At 62.0% G+C, this 20,869-nt stretch carries 18 protein-coding genes and 1 pseudogene; 10 read left to right on the top strand and 9 right to left on the bottom strand.

All coding sequences use genetic code 11. The features are described from left to right. Positions 1–395: 395 nt before the first annotated feature. The 8 genes from H0W47_RS14765 to H0W47_RS14730 all read right to left on the bottom strand — a co-directional run bounded on the left by H0W47_RS14765 (position 396) and on the right by H0W47_RS14730 (position 10,370). Complete coding sequence (locus H0W47_RS14765; RefSeq protein ID WP_296925703.1) at positions 396–1,643, bottom strand: phenylacetate--CoA ligase family protein; 1,248 nt, start codon at positions 1,641–1,643, stop codon at positions 396–398. 9 nt (positions 1,644–1,652) lie between these two features. Beyond that, on the bottom strand, positions 1,653–2,474 hold the full coding sequence (locus tag H0W47_RS14760) for an ABC transporter ATP-binding protein (RefSeq protein ID WP_296925702.1): 822 nt from the start codon (positions 2,472–2,474) through the stop codon (positions 1,653–1,655). Between the two features lie 127 nt (positions 2,475–2,601). Beyond that, a complete protein-coding gene (locus H0W47_RS14755) occupies positions 2,602–3,918 on the bottom strand; it encodes an ABC transporter substrate-binding protein (RefSeq protein WP_296925700.1) in 1,317 nt (438 codons plus the stop codon). Between the two features lie 80 nt (positions 3,919–3,998). After that, entirely contained in the window at positions 3,999–5,075 is a 1,077-nt protein-coding gene (locus H0W47_RS14750) for a branched-chain amino acid ABC transporter permease (RefSeq protein WP_296925698.1), read from the bottom strand. 155 nt (positions 5,076–5,230) lie between these two features. Next, complete coding sequence (locus tag H0W47_RS14745) at positions 5,231–6,160, bottom strand: branched-chain amino acid ABC transporter permease (protein WP_296925696.1); 930 nt, start codon at positions 6,158–6,160, stop codon at positions 5,231–5,233. Between the two features lie 143 nt (positions 6,161–6,303). Further along, positions 6,304–7,083, bottom strand: a complete 780-nt coding sequence (locus H0W47_RS14740) for an ABC transporter ATP-binding protein (protein WP_296925694.1) — start codon at positions 7,081–7,083, stop codon at positions 6,304–6,306. After that, a complete protein-coding gene (locus H0W47_RS14735; RefSeq protein ID WP_296925692.1) occupies positions 7,080–9,026 on the bottom strand; it encodes a long-chain fatty acid--CoA ligase in 1,947 nt (648 codons plus the stop codon). The genes H0W47_RS14740 and H0W47_RS14735 overlap by 4 nt, the downstream gene beginning before the upstream one ends. A 153-nt stretch (positions 9,027–9,179) precedes the next feature. Then, positions 9,180–10,370, bottom strand: a complete 1,191-nt coding sequence (locus H0W47_RS14730; protein WP_296925690.1) for an ABC transporter substrate-binding protein — start codon at positions 10,368–10,370, stop codon at positions 9,180–9,182. A 154-nt stretch (positions 10,371–10,524) separates the two neighbouring features. Between H0W47_RS14730 and H0W47_RS14725 the strand changes: the two genes are divergently transcribed. Then, positions 10,525–11,238, top strand: a complete 714-nt coding sequence (locus tag H0W47_RS14725; protein ID WP_296925687.1) for a Crp/Fnr family transcriptional regulator — start codon at positions 10,525–10,527, stop codon at positions 11,236–11,238. 19 nt (positions 11,239–11,257) lie between these two features. On the opposite strand, the gene H0W47_RS14720 is transcribed toward H0W47_RS14725, so the two are convergent. Further along, positions 11,258–12,268 carry an NAD(P)-dependent alcohol dehydrogenase gene (locus H0W47_RS14720; RefSeq protein WP_296925685.1) on the bottom strand — a complete coding sequence of 337 codons (1,011 nt, stop codon included), beginning with the start codon at positions 12,266–12,268 and terminating at the stop codon, positions 11,258–11,260. Between the two features lie 124 nt (positions 12,269–12,392). On the opposite strand from H0W47_RS14720, the gene H0W47_RS14715 reads away from it, so the two are divergent. The 9 genes and pseudogenes from H0W47_RS14715 to H0W47_RS14675 form a co-directional block, all read left to right on the top strand. Beyond that, positions 12,393–13,307, top strand: coding sequence for a LysR family transcriptional regulator (locus H0W47_RS14715; RefSeq protein WP_296925683.1), 915 nt, complete (start codon positions 12,393–12,395; stop codon positions 13,305–13,307). Positions 13,308–13,332: 25 nt separating this feature from the next. Beyond that, the gene (locus H0W47_RS14710; protein WP_296925681.1) at positions 13,333–14,160 is read left to right on the top strand and encodes a pseudouridine synthase; all 828 of its coding nucleotides are present in this window, start codon (positions 13,333–13,335) and stop codon (positions 14,158–14,160) included. Between the two features lie 142 nt (positions 14,161–14,302). Next, positions 14,303–15,616, top strand: coding sequence for an alpha/beta hydrolase (locus H0W47_RS14705; RefSeq protein ID WP_296925679.1), 1,314 nt, complete (start codon positions 14,303–14,305; stop codon positions 15,614–15,616). A gap of 70 nt (positions 15,617–15,686) precedes the next feature. Continuing rightward, positions 15,687–16,067, top strand: coding sequence for a hypothetical protein (locus H0W47_RS14700; RefSeq protein ID WP_296925677.1), 381 nt, complete (start codon positions 15,687–15,689; stop codon positions 16,065–16,067). Then, positions 16,067–16,762, top strand: coding sequence for a response regulator transcription factor (locus H0W47_RS14695; protein WP_296925675.1), 696 nt, complete (start codon positions 16,067–16,069; stop codon positions 16,760–16,762). Before H0W47_RS14700 ends, H0W47_RS14695 begins: the two co-directional genes overlap by 1 nt. Then, positions 16,759–18,144 carry an ATP-binding protein gene (locus H0W47_RS14690; RefSeq protein WP_296925673.1) on the top strand — a complete coding sequence of 462 codons (1,386 nt, stop codon included), beginning with the start codon at positions 16,759–16,761 and terminating at the stop codon, positions 18,142–18,144. Before H0W47_RS14695 ends, H0W47_RS14690 begins: the two co-directional genes overlap by 4 nt. 118 nt (positions 18,145–18,262) lie before the next feature. Then, on the top strand, positions 18,263–18,634 hold the full coding sequence (locus tag H0W47_RS14685; protein WP_296925672.1) for a DUF4148 domain-containing protein: 372 nt from the start codon (positions 18,263–18,265) through the stop codon (positions 18,632–18,634). Positions 18,635–18,825: 191 nt separating this feature from the next. Beyond that, entirely contained in the window at positions 18,826–20,706 is a 1,881-nt protein-coding gene (gene htpG, locus H0W47_RS14680; RefSeq protein WP_296925671.1) for a molecular chaperone HtpG, read from the top strand. Between the two features lie 54 nt (positions 20,707–20,760). Further along, positions 20,761–20,869 (top strand): annotated as a pseudogene (locus H0W47_RS14675) (IS5/IS1182 family transposase); the annotation flags it as partial.

Raw genomic sequence — 20,869 nt, 5'->3', positions numbered from 1 at the left:
CCCTATCGGATATATACCTCCGGCAGAAGCTGAGGCAAACTACTACCGGCAACTCGCCAGTCAAGCCTCCACGGTGGAGGCATGACTTAAACCAAACAGCCTCCATGAAACCCGGGGCGATTCAAGTACGAGCAGGCGTTTCATGAATAGTCTCCGGTGATTTATTTACATAGCCAGTCTACAAACGGACCGGGTACTGTCCATCGCGGGAACTACGTAAGGGCAAGCACGCAGGTCCGCGAGGGCGTCGCTTGGCCCTCCGCGCACGCTTCGGAGCGCTACAGCCCGCACTCTTAAGTTCAAGCAGGGGCCGCGGAACCGGCTTTGCCGGCCCGCAGGCGCAGCGGCCCCCTCGGGGGGGCCGGGAGTTACACGCAGTGAACGACCGTGGGGCTCTACTTGTAACTGCGGGCGTCCTCAATCACCTTGCCGTCGTTGGGCAGGCTTCCCGGGGCCATCAGTTCGACATCGCCGCGCAGCTTGGTGATGTCCCGGATGGCTTCGCTGATCCGGCTTTCCAGGCCCTGCGGTACGGAGGCGGTCTCGACCTGCAGCGTCATGCTGTCGCTGGCCATCTCGCCGCTCACCACCAGGCGGGCCTTGAGCACCTCCGGGAAACGCCTGGCGATGTCGGCCACCTGCCCGGGATGGACAAACATGCCTCGGATCTTGGTGGTCTGGTCGGCGCGCCCCATCCAGCCCCTGATGCGCTGGTTGGTCCGGCCCGTGGGGCAGGGGCCGGGCAACATCGCGGACAGGTCGCCAGTGCCGAAGCGGATCAGCGGGTAGCCCGGATTCAGCGCGGTCACCACCACCTCGCCGACCTCGCCTTCCGCCACGGGATCACCGGTGCCCGGCCGGACAATCTCGAGAATCACGCCCTCGTCCAGCACAAGCCCCTCGCGCGCTGGCGTTTCATAGGCGATCAGGCCCAGGTCGGCTGTGGCATAGCTCTGGTAGACCGCCAGCCCGTGGCCGGCAAACCAGTCGCGCAGGCTGGGCGGCAACGCCTCCCCGCCGGTCAGGCCCTTTCGCAGGCTCGAGATGTTGCTGCCACTTTCCAATGCTTTTTCCACCAGAATGCGAAGAAAACTGGGCGTGCCCAGATAGCCGGCTGGCCGGAGTTCGGCAATCGCCTGAAGTTGCTGCTCGGTCTGACCGGTGCCGGCAGGAAAAACCGTGCAACCGACCGCGTGCGCGCCCGATTCCATGATGAAGGCACCGGGGGTCATGTGGTAGCTGAAAGCGTTGTGTGCCAGATCGCCCGCCCGGAAGCCAGCTGCGAAAACGGCCCGCGCGGCGCGCCAGTAATCCGGGGTGCTTCCCTCCGGTTCATAAATGGGGCCGGGCGATGCGAACACCCTGGGCATGGCCGGACCGCGCACCAACGTGGAGAAACCGCCCAGCGGGTCTGTCGCCCGGCTGGCCTGCTGCCTTTGCAGAAGCTCATGCTTGCGGGTAACAGGCAAGCGAGCCAGCGCCTCGCGCGAGTGCACGGATGTTGCCTCAACCTCGTCCAGAATGGCAGCAAATGCCGACGACGACTTTTGCGCATGTGCCACCTGCGCAGGCAGTGCCGCCATCAGCGCCGCTTCGCGCACGCCGGGGTCGCGGGTTTCGAGTTCGTCGAAAAATTCTTTCATGCCATTCCTTCAGGCCAGCCAGCGCTTGCGGCGCTTGTAACTCTTGACGTCCTTGAAGCTTTTGCGCTCACCGCCGCCCATGCCAAGATAGAACTCCTTGACGTCCTCGTTGCTGGCCAGATCAGCCGCAGCGCCGTCCATCACGACCCGGCCGCTTTCCATGATGTAGCCGTAGTCGGCGTATTTGAGCGCCATGTTGGTGTTTTGCTCGGCCAGCAAAAAGGTCACCTTTTCCTTCTGGTTGAGGTCTTTGACAATTTCAAACACCTCCTCGACGATCTGCGGTGCCAGACCCATCGAGGGCTCGTCCAGCAGGACCATGGTGGGACTGGCCATCAGCGCGCGGCCGATGGCGCACATTTGCTGCTCGCCACCCGAGGTGTAGGCGGCCTGGGACGTGCGCCGCGTCTTCAGACGCGGAAAATAGTTGTAGACCTTTTCCAGATTGGCAGCGATCTCAACCTTGCTTTTTCGGGTGTACGCGCCGGCCAGCAGGTTTTCTTCAATCGTCAGATGGGCAAAGCAGTGGCGGCCCTCCATCACCTGGACCACACCGCGTTGAACCAAGTCAGAAGGCGACAGGTTTTCGATGCGTTCGCCGCGCAGCTCAATGGAGCCCTTGGTCACTTGCCCGCGCTCTCCCTTGAGCAGGTTGGAGACGGCGCGCAAGGTGGTGGTCTTGCCCGCGCCGTTGCCGCCCAGGATGGCCACGATGCGACCTTGTGGCACCTGCAGCGATACCCCTTTGAGCACCAGGATCACGTGGTTGTAAATGACTTCGATGCCATTGACGTTGAGGACAATATCGCTGGTCATTTTGGGTTGTTCCATGGAATGTTCTTGCTTGTGGGGGCCAAATGTCAGCGCTGCAACAGGTTTGAAGCGCTCACATTTGGCGGCTCGCCTGAGCCGCTGCCCTCCTGCGCCGCAGGAGGGCTTGAAGCCTCATGCCATCAGATCAGGACTGGCAGTCCGCAGCGGCACGTCGTGTCAGTTTTTTCTCTGCGGCGTATTTTTCGGCAGAATTTTTCACCAGGGGACGAATGACTTGTTCGTCCGCTTGCAGCCAGTCCGAGGTCCAGACAAACTTGCTGCCATCCCACTGGTGCACACGCGCCCAGGCAGAGCCCATGTGGTCCACGCAGTTGGTCGAAACCGGGCGCATGACGTTTTTGAAGCCGAGGGCGTCCAGTTTGGCCTGGGTCAGGTTCAGGTTTTCATAACCCCAACGCGCCTGCTCGCCGGTGACAACCTTGCCTTTGCCGAAGCGATCCTGCGCTGCACGAACACCTTCGGTGGCCAGCAATGCGCCGAGCACGCCGCGCATGTACAGCACGCTGCCCACTTCGTCTTTGGGACCGGTTCCCTGGCCTTTGGCATGGACTTTTTCGAGAATTTCCTTGACCACAGCAGATTGCGGCTCTGCGCCGTGCTGCATCATCACCGCGCTGTAACCCTTGGCGCCCTGGCCGATGTCTTTCAGATCGGGCTCTGCGCCGGACCACCAGGTACCGAACATTTTTTCACGCGGATAACCAACGGCCTGGGCTTCCTTGATCGCGGTGGGTGTCATCACGCCCCAGGTTTGCAGAATCACGTAGTCGGGCTGATCTCTTCGTACCTGCAGCCAGGTGGCCTTTTGTTCCACGCCAGGCGCGGCGATCGGCAGCAGTTGCAGCGTGAAGCCGTACTGTGCTGCGCGCTCCTGCAGGATGGGCAGCAGCTCTTTGCCGAACGGGCTGTCGTGGTAACCGACGCCAATTTTCTTGCCCTTTAGCTTGTCCATGCCGCCGGCCTGTTTGCCGATGTGTTGCAGCACCGTGTCGCCAGCCACCCAATAGTGGCCAATCAGCGGAAAGTTCCATTTGAAAATACCACCGTCGGCAGAGTCGCTGCGGCCGTAGCCGGAGGTGATCATGGGGATTTTGTCGGCGGGAACTTTTTCGGTCAGGGCAAAGGTGATGCCGGTGGACAGCGGCTGGAAGACGGTTGCGCCGCCGTGTTTACCCTTGAGCCGCTCATAACACTCCACGCCGCGGTCGGTGGCGTAGGCGGTTTCACATTCTTCCACCAGTGTTTTGACGCCGTTGATGCCGCCGCGCGCATTGACCAGCTTCATGTAATCGTTATGCCCGTTGGCCCAGGGCGTGGCATTGGGTGCCACCGGGCCGGTGCGACCGGTCAAGACCGGGAAAAACTGCTCCTTGGCCTGGGCAAACGCCCCGGTCCCAAGGGTGGCCAGCATGCTGGCCAAAACAAGGTTACGAACTTTCATGCCTGTCTCCTTAATGCGGCATCGGAGATGCCATGGTTTAACGAACGAAAAAATCAGCGGGATCGATGGTGAGCAATATGTCAATGTGGAAAAGGCCATAGGCGCATCTTTTGTTTGCCCACGCTCCACAGCTTGGCCAGACCGTGGGGCTCGACAATGAGGAACCAGATGATGAGGGCGCCGAAAATCATGATTTCAGCGTGCGCCACGGCAGCCGTTGAAATATCAATCCCCACCAGATTGCCAAGAGCTGGCAAAAATTGGTTCAGAAAAATCGGCAAGATCACAATAAAGGCCGCGCCGAAAAAACTGCCCATGATGGAGCCCATGCCGCCGATGATCACCATGAACAGCAGTTGAAATGACCGGTCGATCGAAAACGCCGCAGGCTCCCACGAGCCCAGATGTACAAACCCCCACAGGCCGCCGGCAACGCCCACAATGAAAGAGCTGACTGCAAAGGCGCTCAATTTGGCATACATGGGCCGGATGCCTATGACTGCAGCGGCCACATCCATGTCGCGGATCGCCATCCATTCACGCCCTACAGCGCCGCGCACCAGATTTTTCGCCATCAGCCCGAAGACGATCAAAAAGCCCAGGCAGAAGAGGTACTTGCTGGCGGGCGAGGCGATGGGCCAGCCCATCAGGCTGAGGTTAGACACCGCCACCGAGCCGGACGAGCTGTTGTTGGTGAACCAGCTGACCCGCAAAAAGGCCCAGTCGCAGAAGAACTGTGCCGCCAGTGTGGTGACCGCCAGATAAAGCCCTTTCACGCGCAGGCTGGGCACCCCGAAAAACAGGCCCAGCAAGGTGGCGAAGAAGCCCCCGAGCAGCAGGGCGGCGATCAGCGGCATGCCGTCAATACGCACGTAACAGTTGTAAGCCGCATACGCACCCACCGCCATGAAGGCGCCCGATCCCAGCGAGATCTGGCCGCAGTAACCCACCAGAATATTCACACCGAGCGCGGCCAGCGACAGGATGACAAAAGGAATAAAAATCGCCCGCAGCAAGTACTCATCGGCAAGCAGCGGGATGGCCACAATAGCTATGACAAACAGCACCAGCATGCCCAACCGGTCCTGCGTGATTGGAAAGATCTGGCTGTCCGCCCGATAACTGGTTTTGAATTGACCGTTTTCTCTGTAGAACATGTGGGTACGCCGTTAGATCGCGATGGAGGAATATCTGCGCGGGACGGTGCCCCGCTCAGCAGGGGCCGTGGAACCGGCTTTGCCGGGCCGCAGGCGCAGCGGCCCCCTCGGGGGGCAGTGCAGTACACGAAGTGACAAACGTGGGGGCTTCATATCTATACGCGATCGATGATCTTCTCGCCGAACAAGCCTTGAGGGCGAAACATCAAAAAGACCAGAGCCAGCACATAGGCGAACCAGATTTCAATACCGCCGCCGACATAGGGGCCCAGAAAAACTTCAGACAATTTTTCACCGACACCGATGATCAGTCCGCCGATGATGGCCCCGGGGACCGACGTCAGCCCGCCCAGGATCACGACAGGCAGCGCGCGCAAGGCCACGGTTGTCAGGGAAAATTGAACACCGAGCTTGCTGCCCCAGATCATGCCGGCCACGAGTGCCACCACGCCAGCCACGCACCAGACAATCACCCAGATGCGATTCAAGGGTATGCCTATGCTCTGCGCTGCCTGGTGATCGTCGGCCACTGCACGCAAAGCCCGGCCGGTCGAGGTTTTCTGAAAAAATACGCTGAGCAGCGCCACCAGCACGGCGGCGATCATGGCGGCGTAGAGGTCCTCCTTGTTGATCAGCAAGCCGCCTTCAAATACCGAACTGAAGGCAAAAACCGGCTCTTTTGGCATGCCGATATCTATTTTGTAAATCGCGCTGCCAAACAGCGACTGCCCGAGGCCATCGAGAAAATACCCGATACCTAGCGTCGCCATCAGCAAAGTCGTGCCCTCCTGGTTGACCAGATGGCGTAGCACCAGGCGCTCCACCAGCCAGGCGACAGCAAACATGATGACGCCGGCAATTGCAAACGCGATCAGGTTGGCTGCAATTTTGTTTTCAACACCTGTCCACTGTGGAATCCACTCTGCAAATCGCGCCATGGCCAGCGCCGCAAACAAGACCATCGCGCCCTGTGCGAAATTGAAGACGCCCGAGGCCTTGAAGATCAGCACAAAGCCCAGCGCCACCAGGGAGTACAGCATGCCGGCCATGAGGCCACCAAGAAGGGTTTCGAGAAAAAATGCCATCGGAATTTACCTCACCCCTGTTGCGGGCTCGCTGCGCGTAGCCGCCTCTCCCCTTCCAGGGGACGCCGCATACGGCCCGGCAAAGCCGGTTCCATCGCGGCTGCTGGAAAAGAAAGTGCGCGTGCGTTGGTTGTTGTACATATTCAGTGGGTTGTTCCGAGATAGGCCTTGATCACATCCGGGTTGTTACGCACTTCGTCCGGTGTGCCATCGCCGATTTTTTTGCCGTAGTCCAGCACCACGACTCGGTCGGAGATGTCCATCACCACGCCCATGTCGTGTTCGATCAGCACCACGGTGGTGCCGAATTCGTCGTTGACATCGAGCACGAAGCGACACATGTCCTGCTTTTCCTCGACATTCATGCCGGCCATGGGTTCGTCGAGCAGCAGCACCTGTGGTTCCATGGCCAGCGCGCGGCCCAGGTCCACGCGTTTTTGCAGGCCGTACGGCAGTTGCCCAACCGGCATTTTTCGGTAGGCCTGGATCTCCAGGAAGTCAATGATTTTTTCGACCGCTTCGCGGTGCTGGAACTCTTCCCTCTGAGCCGGGCCAATGCGCAGTGCCTGAAGCAGCAGGTTGCTTTTGATCTTCAGATTGCGCCCAGCCATGATGTTGTCGAGGACACTCATGCCCTTGAACAGCGCCAGGTTCTGGAAGGTGCGCGCGACGCCCATCGCAGCCACCTGGTGGCTGTTCATATGCTTGAAGGTCTGACCGCGAAAGGTGATGCTGCCGTGCTGCGGCGTGTAGACACCGTTGATGCAGTTGAGCATGGAGCTTTTGCCGGCACCGTTGGGGCCGATGATGGCGCGGATTTCATGCTCCTTCACGTTGAAGGAAATGTCCGCCAAGGCCTTGACCCCGCCAAAACTCAGGCTGATGTTGTTCACGTCGAGGATGACGTCGCCGATCTTTTTCATGCTGCCGCCTTCACCGGTGCAAAGGTCTGTGCATCGGAAATCTTCAACGTGGCGCTCACGCTGCCGCTGCGGCCGTCTTCAAACTTCACCACGGTTTCAATAAACTGCTCGGTCTTGCCGCTGTAAAGCGCATCGACCAGGGGCTGGTATTTGTCAGCGATAAAACCGCGGCGAACCTTGTTGGTGCGCGTGAGCTCACCGTCGTCGGCGTCAAGCTCCTTGTGCAACACCAGGAAGCGGCTGATCTGCGAGCCTGCGAGCAGGGTGTCCACGCTCAGGTCGGCGTTGACCTTTTCCACACACTCCTTGATGAGCTGGTAGACCTCGGGCTTTTGCGCCAAGTCGGTGTAGCCGGCGTAGGGCAGGTTGCGGCGCTCCGCCCAGTTGCCCACCGCATCAAAGTCGATGTTGAGCATGACACAGACTTTTTCGCGGCCATCGCCGTAGGCCACCACTTCCTTGATGTGCGGAAAAAACTTGAGCTTGTTCTCCACATATTTGGGCGCAAACATCGCGCCGTCGTTGGCGCCGCCCTTGATGCGGCCCACGTCTTTCACGCGGTCGATGATCTTCAGGTGACCGGCGGCGTCCAGGAAGCCGGCATCGCTGGTGTGGTACCAGCCGTCGGCGGTCAGTACTTCGGCGGTGGCTTGGGGGTTCTTGTAATAAGACTTGAGCAAGCCGGCTGATTTGACCAGGATCTCGCCGTTGTCGGCCACCTTGATCTCCACCCCTTTGATCGGTATGCCCACGGTGTCGGCGCGTGCCTGGTTGTCGGGTTGCAGGCAAACAAACACGGCCGTTTCAGTCGAGCCGTAGAGCTGCTTGAGATTGACGCCGATGGATCGGTAAAAGGTGAATAGGTCCGGGCCGATGGCTTCGCCGGCGGTGTAGGCCACGCGCACCCGCGAAAAACCGAGGTTGTTGCGCAGCGGGCCGTAAACCATCACTTGTCCCAGCGCGTAGAGCAGCCGATCGCCGCCGCTAACCGGCTGTCCGTCCATCAGCGCCGGTCCGACCCGTTTGGCCACGTCCATGAAAAAGTGGAACATCCGGCGCTTGATCGCACCCGCGTCTTCCATGCGGATCATCACGCTGGTCAGCAGGCCTTCAAACACGCGCGGCGGCGCAAAGTAATAGGTGGGGCCGACTTCTTTGAGGTCGATGGTGACTGTGCTGGCGTTTTCGGGGCAATTGACCACATAACCACAGGCCAGCCATTGCGCATACGAAAAGATGTTCTGTCCAATCCACGCGGGCGGAAGATAAGCCAGCACTTCTTCGCTGCTGGCCAGTTTGTCGAACTCGGCACCTGCCTGGGCACGGTCCAGCAGGGTCTGGTGGGTGTGCACCACGCCCTTGGGGTTGCCGGTGGTGCCGGATGTGAAAAACATCGCCGCCACATCATCGGGCTGGGCCTTTTCGACTTCAGCCTTGAAGAAGCCCGGCTGTTGTCCGGCCAGGGCCTGACCGGAAGCGATCAGCGCGTCCAGCGCAACCAGGCCAGTCTCCTGGTAGTTGCGCAGGCCGCGCGGGTCGTCAAAGATAATGTGGGTCAATTGCGGGCACTGGCTGCGGATCTCCAGCAACTTGTCGACCTGCTCCTGGTTCTCGACCATGGCAAACCGCACGTCGGCGTTGGTGATGGGGAAGACGCATTCGGCGCCGACCGCGTCCTGGTACAGCGGCACCGCAATGGCACCCACAGACTGCGCTGCCAGCATGGTGGCATAAAGCCGGGGACGGTTAGCGCCGATAACCACCATGTGTTCGCCGCGTTGCAGCCCTGCCTGGTGCAGGCCGCAGGCGATGTGTTCCACCAGCGTGGCCATGCTGGCCCAGCTGTGGGCCTGCCAGATGCCGTATTCCTTCTCGCGCATGGCGGGCGCCGTGGGGCGTTCGGCAGCGTGTTTCAACAGCAGTCGGGGGAAGGTGGTCTGCATTCGGAACTTGTCTCCAGTTTTTCGGCGGTTTCTCGTGACGCAGAGTCGGTGTATGAAAAGAATAGTAAGACCGGGTTTGACGTTGTGTTGTCATTGCAACGACAATTTGCGGGTAAGTCCTATTGGGATGTCCCCGAGCACTCAGGCGAGCCCCTAACGAATGAACCTGCCGTCGCGCCCGACCAGCGTGAGCTCCACAAAACGGGATGCGTTTTTGCCCGGTTCGCTGAATCCGATCTCGAAGCCACCGAGGTCGTAGCGTTTGAGGCCCCATGCGTTTTCGATAAAGCTGGAACGCGTCAAGCCGCGTCCCGCACGGCGCAGTACTTCGACGAACACCCGCGCGTTGACATAGCCTTCCAGCGCCAGATGCGAGGCCCCCTGCTGTGCGCCCGTCGCTTTCCAGGCTTCTTGGAATTCACGCACCACGGGCACCGTCGTGTTGGTCGGCAAGGGCATGACCTGCGAGATGGCGATACCGGTTGCATCGTCGCCCAGCGACTTGATGGTGGCGGATGAGCCCATGATGGACAGCGCATAAAGCGGCAAGCCCTTGCGCAGAGAGCGGATGGCCTTGACGAATTCGATGGTTGGCTTGCCGGCCAGACCGACGAGCACGGCCTCGGGGTTGGATTCGGCCAATTTGGTCGCGGCGCTGCCCGCATCCGAAGCGTTGTCCTCAACCGTGACCACAGCTGACCCGGTGAGCTTGTGCTTTTCCATCGCCAGCCTGGCACCTTCATAGACCTCTTTGCCGAAGGAGTTGTTCTGGTAGACGATGGCAATGCGTTTGATGCCGATGGTGGACAGATGTTGTACCAATTGTTCGGCTTCCTCGGGGTAGCTGGCGCGGATGTTGAAAATATTGCGCACTTTGCCTGGACGAGCCAGCAAGGCGCCGGTGAACGGCGCAAAGAACGGAATACCCGTTTCCACCACCTTGGGCAGCATGGCTTCGATCATCGGCGTGCCCATGCAGTTGAACAGGGCGAAGGTGGCCTTGTCGGCCAGGAAGGTGTCGAGATTGGCCAACGCGCGTTTGACGTCATAACCATCGTCCAGCGCGCTGAGTTCGATCTTTCGTCCCGCAATGCCGCCCTGGGCGTTGACTGCTGCAAAGCAGGCTTTGGCTCCCTGGTGCATGGCTTGTCCCAATTCGCCCAGTGGCCCGCTTAGTGCGATGGACTGGCCGATCTTGATGATCCCATTGTCTTGCGCATGCAGCGACGAATGCACGAGCGCAGGCAGTGTGGCCAAGGCGCCGAGTACCTTGCGGCGACCCAGGTTTGGGTGACTGGCGCAAGCCAGGGGCGCGAAAGCGGGAAGCTTGCGTTCTGTTTTCATGGCGGTCTTTCAAACGGGTGGAGACATGAGGCTTGGTGTATGAAGGTGGCGATGCTATGCTTTCAATTGGCGGCGAAATGTCCATCCAACGACAATCCAAGGGTGCTCCCTGTCCGGACTTTCCCGAGTCAACTCGGAAAAAATTTCTAAACTTATGTCCAGTGATTTGTCCCTGCGTCAGCGCCGTCGCATCCCCACTGCCGATGAACTTGCCGGCATTCCGTGGTTGCATTTGTTGCTGCCCGCAGAGCGGGAGCGAGCGCTCACCGAGTTGCAGGTGGGTGACGCTTTGCCGGGTGACCATGTGTGCCGGATCGGGCGGCCCGTGACCTACTGGTTTGGCGTGGTGGAGGGCCTGCTCAAAATGAGCAGCGACAACGCGCAGGGCGCGACCATGACCTTCGCCGGTTTGCCGCCAGGCGGCTGGTTCGGCGAGGGCACGGCCCTCAAGCGCGAGCCCTACCGTTACAACATTCAGGCGCTGCGTAAAAGCGTGGTGGCTGGTCTGCCGGTGGACACCTTCCACTGGCTGCTTGACCACTCCATCGGCTTTAACCGCTTTGTGATGAACCAGCTCAACGAGCGGCTCGGCCAGTTCATTGCCGCCCGCGAGATTGATCGCATGAACAACCCCGATCTGCGGGTGGCGCGCAGCCTGGCGGCACTGTTCAACCCGGTGTTGTATCCGGGGGTTGGTGAAATCCTGCGCATTACCCAGCAGGAGATGGCTTACCTGGTCGGTTTGTCGCGCCAACGTGTGAACGAGGCCTTGGCCCATCTGCAGGCGCAGGGCATCATCCGTATCGAATACGGTGGGCTGCGCGTGCTTGACCTGGCGGCACTGCGCTCCAGCGTGTCTGCCAGATAGCGGCACCAGGAATCCGGCCTCAGAAGGTGACCACCACCTTGCCAAACGGGCCACGTGCCAGATGGGCCAGTGCTTCGGGCAATGCCGTGTGGGGATATTCTGCTGCAATGACCGGCTGCAAGCCAGTGGTGTCGACGGCGCGCACCAGATCTTCCAGTGCCCGGCGATGTCCCACGCCAATTCCCTGCACTATGGCGCGCGCACCGAGGAACGGAAATACCGAGCTGCTGACCTCGGTTCCCTCCAGGACGCCAATAACGGATACGCGGCCGGCCTGGGCCGTGGCCTGCAGCGAGCGACCCAAGTTGGCGCCCCCCACCAATTCCAGTACATGGTCGACGCCGCGCCCGCTGGTCAGTGCGCGCACGGCCGCGCTCCAGTCGGCCTCGGTGTGGCGGTTGATGCCGTGGCTGGCGCCCAGAGCCAGTGCTTTTGCCAGCTTTTCGTCGCTGCCGGAGAGCACGATGGCGCTGGCGCCGTGGGCTCGGGCAATTTGCAGCCCGAACAGCGCCACACCGCCGGTGCCGTGAATCAGCACGGTCTGGCCGGCGCGCAGCGCGCCGGTTTCGACCAGCGCAAACCAGGCGGTCAGTCCGGCGCAAGGCAGAGTGCTGGCCTGCACGGGAGAAAGTGACTTCGGTGCCGCCACGGCCCACCGCTCGTTGATCACGACATGGCTGGCCAGCATGCCGGGGCCGGGGCCACCGAGCGGAATCGCCTGCGCGGGAAACACGCCATCGGTCCAGCCTGCCCAGAAAGTGCTGATCACGCGCTTTCCTGCACGCCAGCGGCTGGTGCCGGGACCGCAGGAAACCACCGTACCGCACATGTCGGAGCCTGGGCTGAAGGGCATCGCCAGCGCCATGCCCATGCCGTTGTCGATCATGAGCTTGTCCCGGTAGTTCAAAGCAGCGGCTTCCACCCGGACCAGTATCTCCCCTGGCCCCGGTGTCGGCAGAGGATGTTCTTCCAGGCTGAGCTGATCGGTGCCGAAGCGGCTCAGTTGCCAGCGTTTGAGGGTGTTTTGCATGAGCTTGCTTTCGTTTGCTTAGGGAGTTGCGATGACGTGCGAGAGACAACACAATGCTATTGAATCCTGAGTATCTCCAGTGGAGTAAATTAGTCATCAGAATGTTGAATCTACTGATCCAATCATGAATCCCAAACCAGACCGACTGAGCGGCATTGAAGACTTTGTAGCGGCCGTGGACGCGGGCAGTTTCGCGCTCGCGGCGCGGCGCCGGCAACTGACGCGTTCTGCTGTGGCAAAAAGCATTGCCCGGCTGGAGGCACGCCTGGGGGTGAGGCTGTTTCTGCGCACCACACGCAGCCAGAGCCTGACCGAGGACGGTCAGGCCTATTACGAGCGTTGCCAGCGTGTGTTTGCCGAACTGGACGCGGCCGATGCGAGCATGGACGCTGCACGGCAGACGCCAGCAGGGCGTGTGCGGCTGAGCATGCCGGTGCTGTTTGGCCGCATGTGTGTGGGGCCGCTGTTGCTGGAGCTGGCGCGGCTGCACCCCCAGCTGGCTCTGGAGGCTTCGTTCTCCGACCGTTATAGCGACCTGGTGGACGAGGGGCTGGACCTGGTGCTGCGCAGCGGGCCGTTGCGCGACAGCGCCACGCACGTCGCGCGGCGCGTGGGTATGCAGCGCATGGTGGTGTGTGCTGCGCCTGCTTACCTTGCAGAGCAGGGCTGGCCGCGCAGCGTGGACGAGCTGGCCGGGCACCAAGCCATCGTCTACGGGCGTGGCGGGCGGGTCAAACCCTGGGAATTCAACGATACACGCGGCCAGCGTGTCGAAGTTGCGGTTGGCTCGCGGTTTTGTTTTGACGATCTGCAGATGATGGCCAGCGCAGCGCACGCCGGCGTAGGCCTGACCCGCCTGCCGGTGTGGCTGGTGGCAGACGCGCTGCGCGAGGGCACGCTGGTGCAGCTGTTTGACGAGCCCTTCCCCTTTGGCTATGAGCTTCATGTGGTGTGGCCGCACACACGTTATCTGCCCTTGAAAACCCGTGTCGTGGTGGACTTGCTGCTGGAAAAGCTGCCCCCGCTGCTTGCCGCATGACGCGGCCATAAAATGCCGCTATCCCATGTCTGAACACCCTCCCCCCAAACCCCCGACCAGCGGCGCAGTACGTGTTCGCGCGGCAGCGGCCCCGACCAGCGCGACGGTTCGTCTCAACAAACGCATGGCCGAACTCGGCCTGTGTTCGCGCCGCGAGGCTGACGACTGGATCGCGCGCGGCTGGGTACGCGTCGACGGCGCACCTGCCGTGATAGGCCAGCCCGTGGCGCTCAACGCCCGCATCGACGTGGCGCGTGAAGCCGAGCAGCAGCAGCGCCAGCAGGTCACCATCCTGATCAACAAGCCGGTCGGTTATGTCAGCGGCCAGGCCGAAGACGGCCACGAACCGGCCGTGGTGCTGGTGCAGCCGCAAAACCGCTGGCGCGAGTGCAACAGCCGCATGCGCTGGGGCCATGAACAATTGCGCGGCCTGGCGCCGGCGGGCCGGCTGGACATCGATTCCATCGGCCTGCTGGTGCTGACGCAGGACGGCCGGGTGGCGCGCCACCTGATCGGCGAAGACTCGCAGGTGGAGAAGGAATACTTGGTGCGTGTCAGTTATGGCGCCGAGACTGCCAATGTGCAGGCGTCCTTTCCCCCGGAAAAGCTCGCCCTGCTGTGTCATGGCCTGAGCCTGGATGGCGAGCCGCTGCGGCCGGCGCGTGTTGAGTGGCAAAACCCCGAGCAGCTGCGGTTTGTGCTCAAGGAAGGCAAAAAACGCCAGATTCGCCGCATGTGCGAGCAGGTCGGCCTGTTTGTGACCGGGCTCAAACGTGTGCGCATCGGCATGGTCAACCTTGGCCATCTGCCCGTGGGCCAGTGGCGTTATCTGGCGCCGCACGAGCGCTTCTAGCTGCCACCTCAGGCACCGGTTGCTATTGAATTGATAGCTGTCTGCGCATGTCCTACAAGGGCTGGATGCGGATTTTATCAATAGTCACCGGTGATGGTGGCCCCAACGACAATGGCTGCCGCAATCGCGCCACAATCAGCCCATGCCCTCTACACAACCCTCGCCCGCCACCGGGCTCCCGCCTCGCATTCGCCTGAACCTGCCCGGCTGGCTGCACCTGTCCGACATCCAGGGGCTGGCGCAGCTCGCCACCCGCGGCACCTTGGGCGTCACGGACATTGCTGAAAAAGTCCAGGGCAATGTTTACAAGGCGGTCGCCGCGCCCTTCGGCCGGGCCGGGCAGCAGTTTGTGAACCGCGAGGCGGGTTCCTCCGGCGTCAAAAAAGCCGGCATTACCGGGCTGGTCTATGGTGGCATCCGGGGTGTGACGCGCCTGGCTGGCGGCGCTGTGGACAGCGTGCTCGCGCGCACCGCGTCGCGCATCGCAGCCAAAACCTCGTCGCCGCAACGCGAAGCCATGTTGTCTGTCCTGAATGGGGTGCTGGGGGACCAGCTGGAGGACAGCACCAATCCGCTGGCCATCACCATGAGTTTGCGGCGGGACGGCCTGAGCCTGCCGCTGGAGAAGGCAGCGCTGGCGCAGCGCCTGCCTGCGACCACCGGAAAAATCCTGTTGCTGGTGCACGGGCTGTGCATGAACGACCTGCAGTGGCGACCCGCGCCGGGCCAGTCCGATCTTGGCGAGCAGCTGGCACAGGCACTGGGCTACACGCCGGTTTACCTGCACTACAACACCGGCCTGCACACCTCCGTCAACGGCGGGCAACTGGCCACGCTGCTCGAGCACTTGCTGCAGGCCTGGCCACAGCCGGTGCAGGAGCTGAGCCTGTTGACCCACAGCATGGGCGGCCTGGTAGCCCGCGCTGCCTGTCACAGCGCCGCCGCCACTGGACTGCGCTGGCCGCAAGAGCTGAAAAATCTGGTGTTCCTGGGCACGCCGCACCACGGCGCGCCACTGGAAAAACTTGGCAACTGGGTGGATACGGCACTCGGCGGCAACGTGGTCACGCGTCCTTTCGCGGCGATTGGTCAGCTGCGCAGCGCCGGCATCACCGACCTGCGTTACGGCCATGTGCTGCCCGGCGACTGGCAGGACGCGGACCGCTTCGCCGCCGGTCCGGACGGGCGGCTGCCCCTGCCGCTGCCCCAGGGCGTGGCCTGTTTCGCGGTCGCGGCAACGCTAGGCGCCGAGCCTGCCGCGGGTGGCCGTTCGAAGCTGAACGCGGCGCTGGGCGACGGCCTGGTGCCACTGTCCAGCGCGCTGGGCCAGCACGCCGATGCCGCGCGCAGCCTGGCCTTTGCGGCCGACCGGCAGTCGATCGCGGTGGATACCGGCCATATCGCGCTGATGCACAGCCCGCAGGTGGCGGCGCAAGTGCTGCGCTGGCTGGCCTGAATGCGGGCCTAATCCGGGGCTAATTCGGCAGGACGAAGATACAGTTTCCATCACCTCATCCCCGCCTGCCATGGACACACTGCCTGAACACCTTGCCCGCGCCATTTTGTTCGCCGTCGGCCTGATCGCGGCCCTGGTGTTGTGGGCGCTGCCGCCTGCCGACGGCGCCCTGTTGCTGCACCATCAGTTTCTGATTGCCGTGCTGGCCGCCGCGCTGCTGGGCGCGGCCCTGTTCCGCGGGATTCGCCCGGCGGTGGTGATTGCGGGACTGCTGAGTCAGGCCGGCTTCGTGGGCATCGCGCTGGCCACGCCGGACTTTGGCGCAACCACTGCCCTGTACCTGAACCTGGCCGGTATGACAGCGCTGCTCTGCGCCGGCGCGCTGCTGGTGGCAGCGGCCCGGCAACAGGCCCGCTGGGATGGCCTGCAGCCGCAGCAGCGGAGCCCCTGATGCGCGTGCTGCTGGTCGAGGACGACGACATGATTGGCCGCAGTCTGCAGCAGGCGCTGGAGACCAATGGCTGGTCGGTCGACTGGGTGCGCGACGGCATGCTGGCGCAAAGCGCGCTGGCCGACGGTAACTATGCCTGTGTGCTGCTGGATCTGGGCCTGCCCAAGCGCGACGGCATGGAGGTGTTGCGCCAGGCCCGCACGCGCGGCGACGCCACGCCGGTGCTGGTTCTCACTGCGCGCGACGGGCTGCAGGACCGCATAGGCGGGCTGGACCTGGGGGCCGACGACTACCTGGTCAAGCCCTATGAATTCGGCGAGCTGCTGGCGCGCATGCGGGCCATCATCCGCCGGCGCGACGGCAGCGCACATTCGGTGATCGGCAACGAGGTGGTCAAGCTGGACCTGACCACGCGCGAGGTGCAGGTCAACGGTGAAACCTCGGCGCTGTCGGCGCGCGAATACGCTCTGCTGCATGCGCTGCTGGAGCGGCCCGGCGCCATCCTGTCGCGCGACCAGCTGGAAAACCGCATCTACGGCTGGGGCGAGGAAGTCATGAGCAATGCAGTGGACGTGCTGATTCACGGCATGCGCAAAAAACTTGGCGCCGATGTGATCCGCAATGTACGCGGCCTCGGCTGGCGCATCACCGCCACGACTCCCGAGCCCACACCCTCGACTGGAGCCGGCGAATGATGATTCATGTTTTTCCCGCAGGCCGTTTGTGCTCGCTGCGCCGGGCGCTGCTGCTGTGGTTGCTGCCGGTGTTTTTGCTGGTGGGCGCGGCATCGGCCGGCTTCGCCTACTGGAGCTACAACCGCATGGTCAACACCTTCATGGACGACCAGATGCAGTTGCTGGGCGAATCCATCGTGACGCAGGATCACGACCTCATGCTGCCGCCCCTGACAGGCGAACGGGTGCACAAGTGGGGCAGCTATGTGGTGCAGGTGTTCGATGCCACCGGCCAGGTGCGATCAAACTCCTGGCCCGGGATGACCGCGCAGCTGCAAGCGGGCGAAGGCTTTCACAATGTCCGGGCCGATGGCACGCCCTGGCGCGTTTACACCACGGGTCTGAGCGAGGCGAACGGGTCGCGCCGCGTCCAGGTGCTGCAAAGCGGAGAGTTCCGGCGGCACCTGGCGGCTGAGCGGGTGGGTGTGGCCACCCTGCCGGTGCTTTTGCTGCTGCCACTGTCCGCATTCATCCTCTGGTGCGTGGCCGCCATGATGTCGGTGGCCATCGCCGACATCGCGCGCCAGGCGGCGGCGCAGGACGAACACAGCATTGCCGAGTTGCCGCTGGACCGCGTGCCGCAAGAAATTGCGCCACTGGTGCAGTCCTTCAACAGCCTGTTGACGCGACTGCGTGATGCTTTTGCGACACAACGCCGTTTTGTGCAGGACGCCGCGCACGAGTTGCGCACCCCGATCACGGCGGTGAGCCTGCAGCTGGAGAACCTGCGTGGCGATTTTTCAGCCGGCGCACCAGCTCAGCGGTTCGCTCAGCTCGAAGCCGGCGTGTTGCGGGCCCAGCGGCTGGTGGACCAGCTGCTGCGGCTGTCGCGCCAGGAGTCTGCGCCGCAGGCCACACGCAGCCCGGTCAACGTCCACCAGGTGCTGCACGAGAGCATCAACACGCTGATCGCGCTGGCCGACCAGCGCGGCATCGACTTGGGCCTGGAAGCTTCCAGCGTGGCGCCGGAAGCTGCCACCTTGACCTGCTCCAGCGCCGATCTGCGCAGCGTCGTCGACAACATGATCGAAAACGCCCTGCGTTATTCGCCGCAAGGCGGGGTCGTTGATGTACGCGTGCTGATCGATCACGGCAAACTGGCCATCGAGGTGGTGGATACCGGGCCGGGCATTCCTCCAGAGTTGCTGCAACGCGTGTTCGACCGCTTCTTCCGCGTGCCCGGCGGCGACGCGCGCGGCAGCGGGCTGGGTCTGGCGATAGCACAGGCGGCCGCGCAGCGTTGCGACATGCGCATCACGCTGCGCAACCGCGACGACCGCAGCGGCCTGATCGCGCGCGTCGAAATGGTTTCAGCGCCTTGCTCATCGTCAGCTAAGACTTAGCTCATGACGGCCTAATTTGCGCCAAATACAGTGAGATCACGGTTGAAGTTTGAGCCTGAAAGAGCCAGGCCCCAGCCGAACTTCCGGTTTTAAACCATTCACTTAAAAGGTCATCATCATGAACAAGTCTTCTTCTTTCGCAGTCGTCCTTACCCTGGCCACCCTCGCTGCAGGCAGCGCATTCGCTCAGTCCAGCGGCGCGTATGCGGTACAGTCCGGCGTCAACTACGGTGATGTCGTTGTTGCCCACCCCGGCAAATCGATCAAGTCGCGCGATCAGGTCCGCGCAGAACTGGCTGCTGCACGTGTCAGCGGCGAATACTCGGTCCTGATAGTGGGCGGCGACTACCGCGATGCCTTCGCTTCGCAAGTTGCACCATCGACCAAGACTCGCGCTGAAGTGCAGGCAGAACTGTCAACCGCCCGCAACAATGGTGAATACGCGGTGCTCAATGCAGGCGACAACAGCGACCGGTTTGTCAATATGTAATGGTTCGGCCCGGGATTTGTTCCCGGGGCTGTCTCATGCCCCCAGGCGGCCTCGCAAGAGGCCGCTTTTTTTTGGGAGAGCTGCAGGAGGCACCCTTCGCCGACCCGCGATAATCGGCTCTTGAAACAAGCGATAACGCCCCTAATTCCAGAGGCGTTTTGTCTATTCCCCGAATTTCAAGAACCCAGACCATGAACAAACAAACCCTTTCCTTCCAGGCCGAAGTTGCCCAGCTGCTCAAGCTGGTCACGCACTCGCTGTACTCCAACCCCGACATTTTTTTGCGCGAACTGGTCTCCAACGCATCCGACGCCTGCGACAAACTGCGTTTTGAAGGGCTGAACAGTCCGGAGCTTTACGAAGATACGCCCGATCTCGATGTACGCGTGAGCTTTGACAAGGCCGCCAAAACCATCACCATCACCGACAAGGGCATTGGTTTGTCAGAGCAGGAAGCCGTTGAGCACCTGGGCACGATTGCCAAAAGCGGCACGCGTGACTTCATGTCCAAACTCTCGGGCGACCAGAAAAACGACGCCCAGCTGATCGGCCAGTTCGGCGTCGGCTTTTATTCCGGGTTCATCGTGGCCGACAAGATCACGGTCGAAAGCCGCCGCGCCGGCCTGCAGGCGGCCGAGGGTGTGCGCTGGAGCAGCGCCGGCACCGGTGACTTCGAGGTCGAGACCATAGACCGTGCCGAGCGCGGCACCAGCGTCATCCTGCACCTGAAGGACGACGCCAGCGAGTACCTCAACACCTGGAAGCTCAAAAGCATCATCAGCAAGTACTCCGACCACATTTCGCTGCCCATCCTGATGAGGAAGGAAGAATGGAAGGAGGGCGAAAACGATCAGCCCGGTGGCATGGTCACCACCGACGAGTGGGAAACCGTGAACCAGGCCGCAGCCCTGTGGACGCGTGCCAAAAAAGACATCACCCAGGAGCAGTACGACGAGTTCTACAAGCAGATCAGCTACGACAGCCAGGCACCGCTGGCCAGCACCCACAACCGTGTCGAAGGTTCCACCGAATACACGCAGCTGCTGTACATCCCGGCCAAGGCGCCGATGGATTTGTTCAACCGCGACAAGGCGGCGGGTGTCAAGCTCTACGTCAAGCGTGTGTTCATCATGGACGATGCGCAGGCGCTGTTGCCGGTCTACCTGCGTTTCGTCAAGGGCGTGGTTGATTCGTCTGACCTGCCGCTCAACGTCTCGCGCGAGTTGCTGCAGGAAAGCCGCGCCGTCAAGGCCATCCGCGAAGGCTGCACAAAGCGTGTGCTTTCAATGATCGAAGACCTGGCCGCCAACGATCCGGAGAAGTTCGCGAGTTTTTATGCGGAGTTCGGCGCAGTGCTCAAAGAAGGCCTGGGCGAAGACTTCGCCAACCGCGAGCGCCTGGCCAAGCTGCTGCGTTTTGCCAGCTCGACCACCGACACCACCAGTGTCGGTTTTGCCGACTACAAGGCCCGCATGAAAGAGGGCCAGGACGCGGTTTACTACATCACCGCCGACACCCAGGCCGCCGGCAAGAACAGCCCTCAGCTTGAGATCTTCCGCAAGAAGGGCATCGAGGTGTTGCTCATGACCGACCGTGTGGATGAATGGGCACTGAACTACCTGCACGAGTTTGACGGTGCGCCGCTGCAGTCGGTGGCCAAAGGCGCGGTCGATCTCGGCAAGTTGCAGGACGAGGACGAGAAAAAAGCTGCTGAAGAAGCCCAGACCCAGTTCAAGCCCGTGCTCGACAGGCTGAAGGAAGCGTTGAAAGACAAGGCCACCGACGTGCGCGCCACCACGCGTCTGGTCGATTCACCGGCCTGCCTGGTGGTGCAGGACGGCGACATGTCCACGCAGCTGGCCCGCATGCTCAAGCAGGCGGGGCAGGCCGCACCTGAGGTCAAGCCGATTCTGGAGGTTAATGCCCAGCACCCGCTGGTGAAAAAGCTCGAAGCCAGCGACCATTTCGACGACCTGGCGCACATCCTGTTCGACCAAGCGCTGCTGGCGGAAGGCGGCTTGCCTGAGGACCCGGCGGCTTATGTGAAGCGGGTGAACGCGCTGCTGCTCTAAGGAATCTCTGCAAAACTCAGCCAACCGGTGAGTTCCGAGAAGCGTTATATGTCGATGAAACAAATCAGCCTTGCTGCCAGCGGATACGAGCTTGTCACCAAGAGGACGCGCAAGCGCGTGTTCCTCGATGAGATGAATTTGGTGGTGCCGTGGACAGAACTGG

The sequence above is a fragment of the Polaromonas sp. genome, from assembly GCF_013817205.1.
Taxonomy (GTDB): Bacteria; Pseudomonadota; Gammaproteobacteria; order Burkholderiales; family Burkholderiaceae_C; genus Polaromonas.
This window is presented reverse-complemented; position numbering and strand designations above follow the sequence as displayed.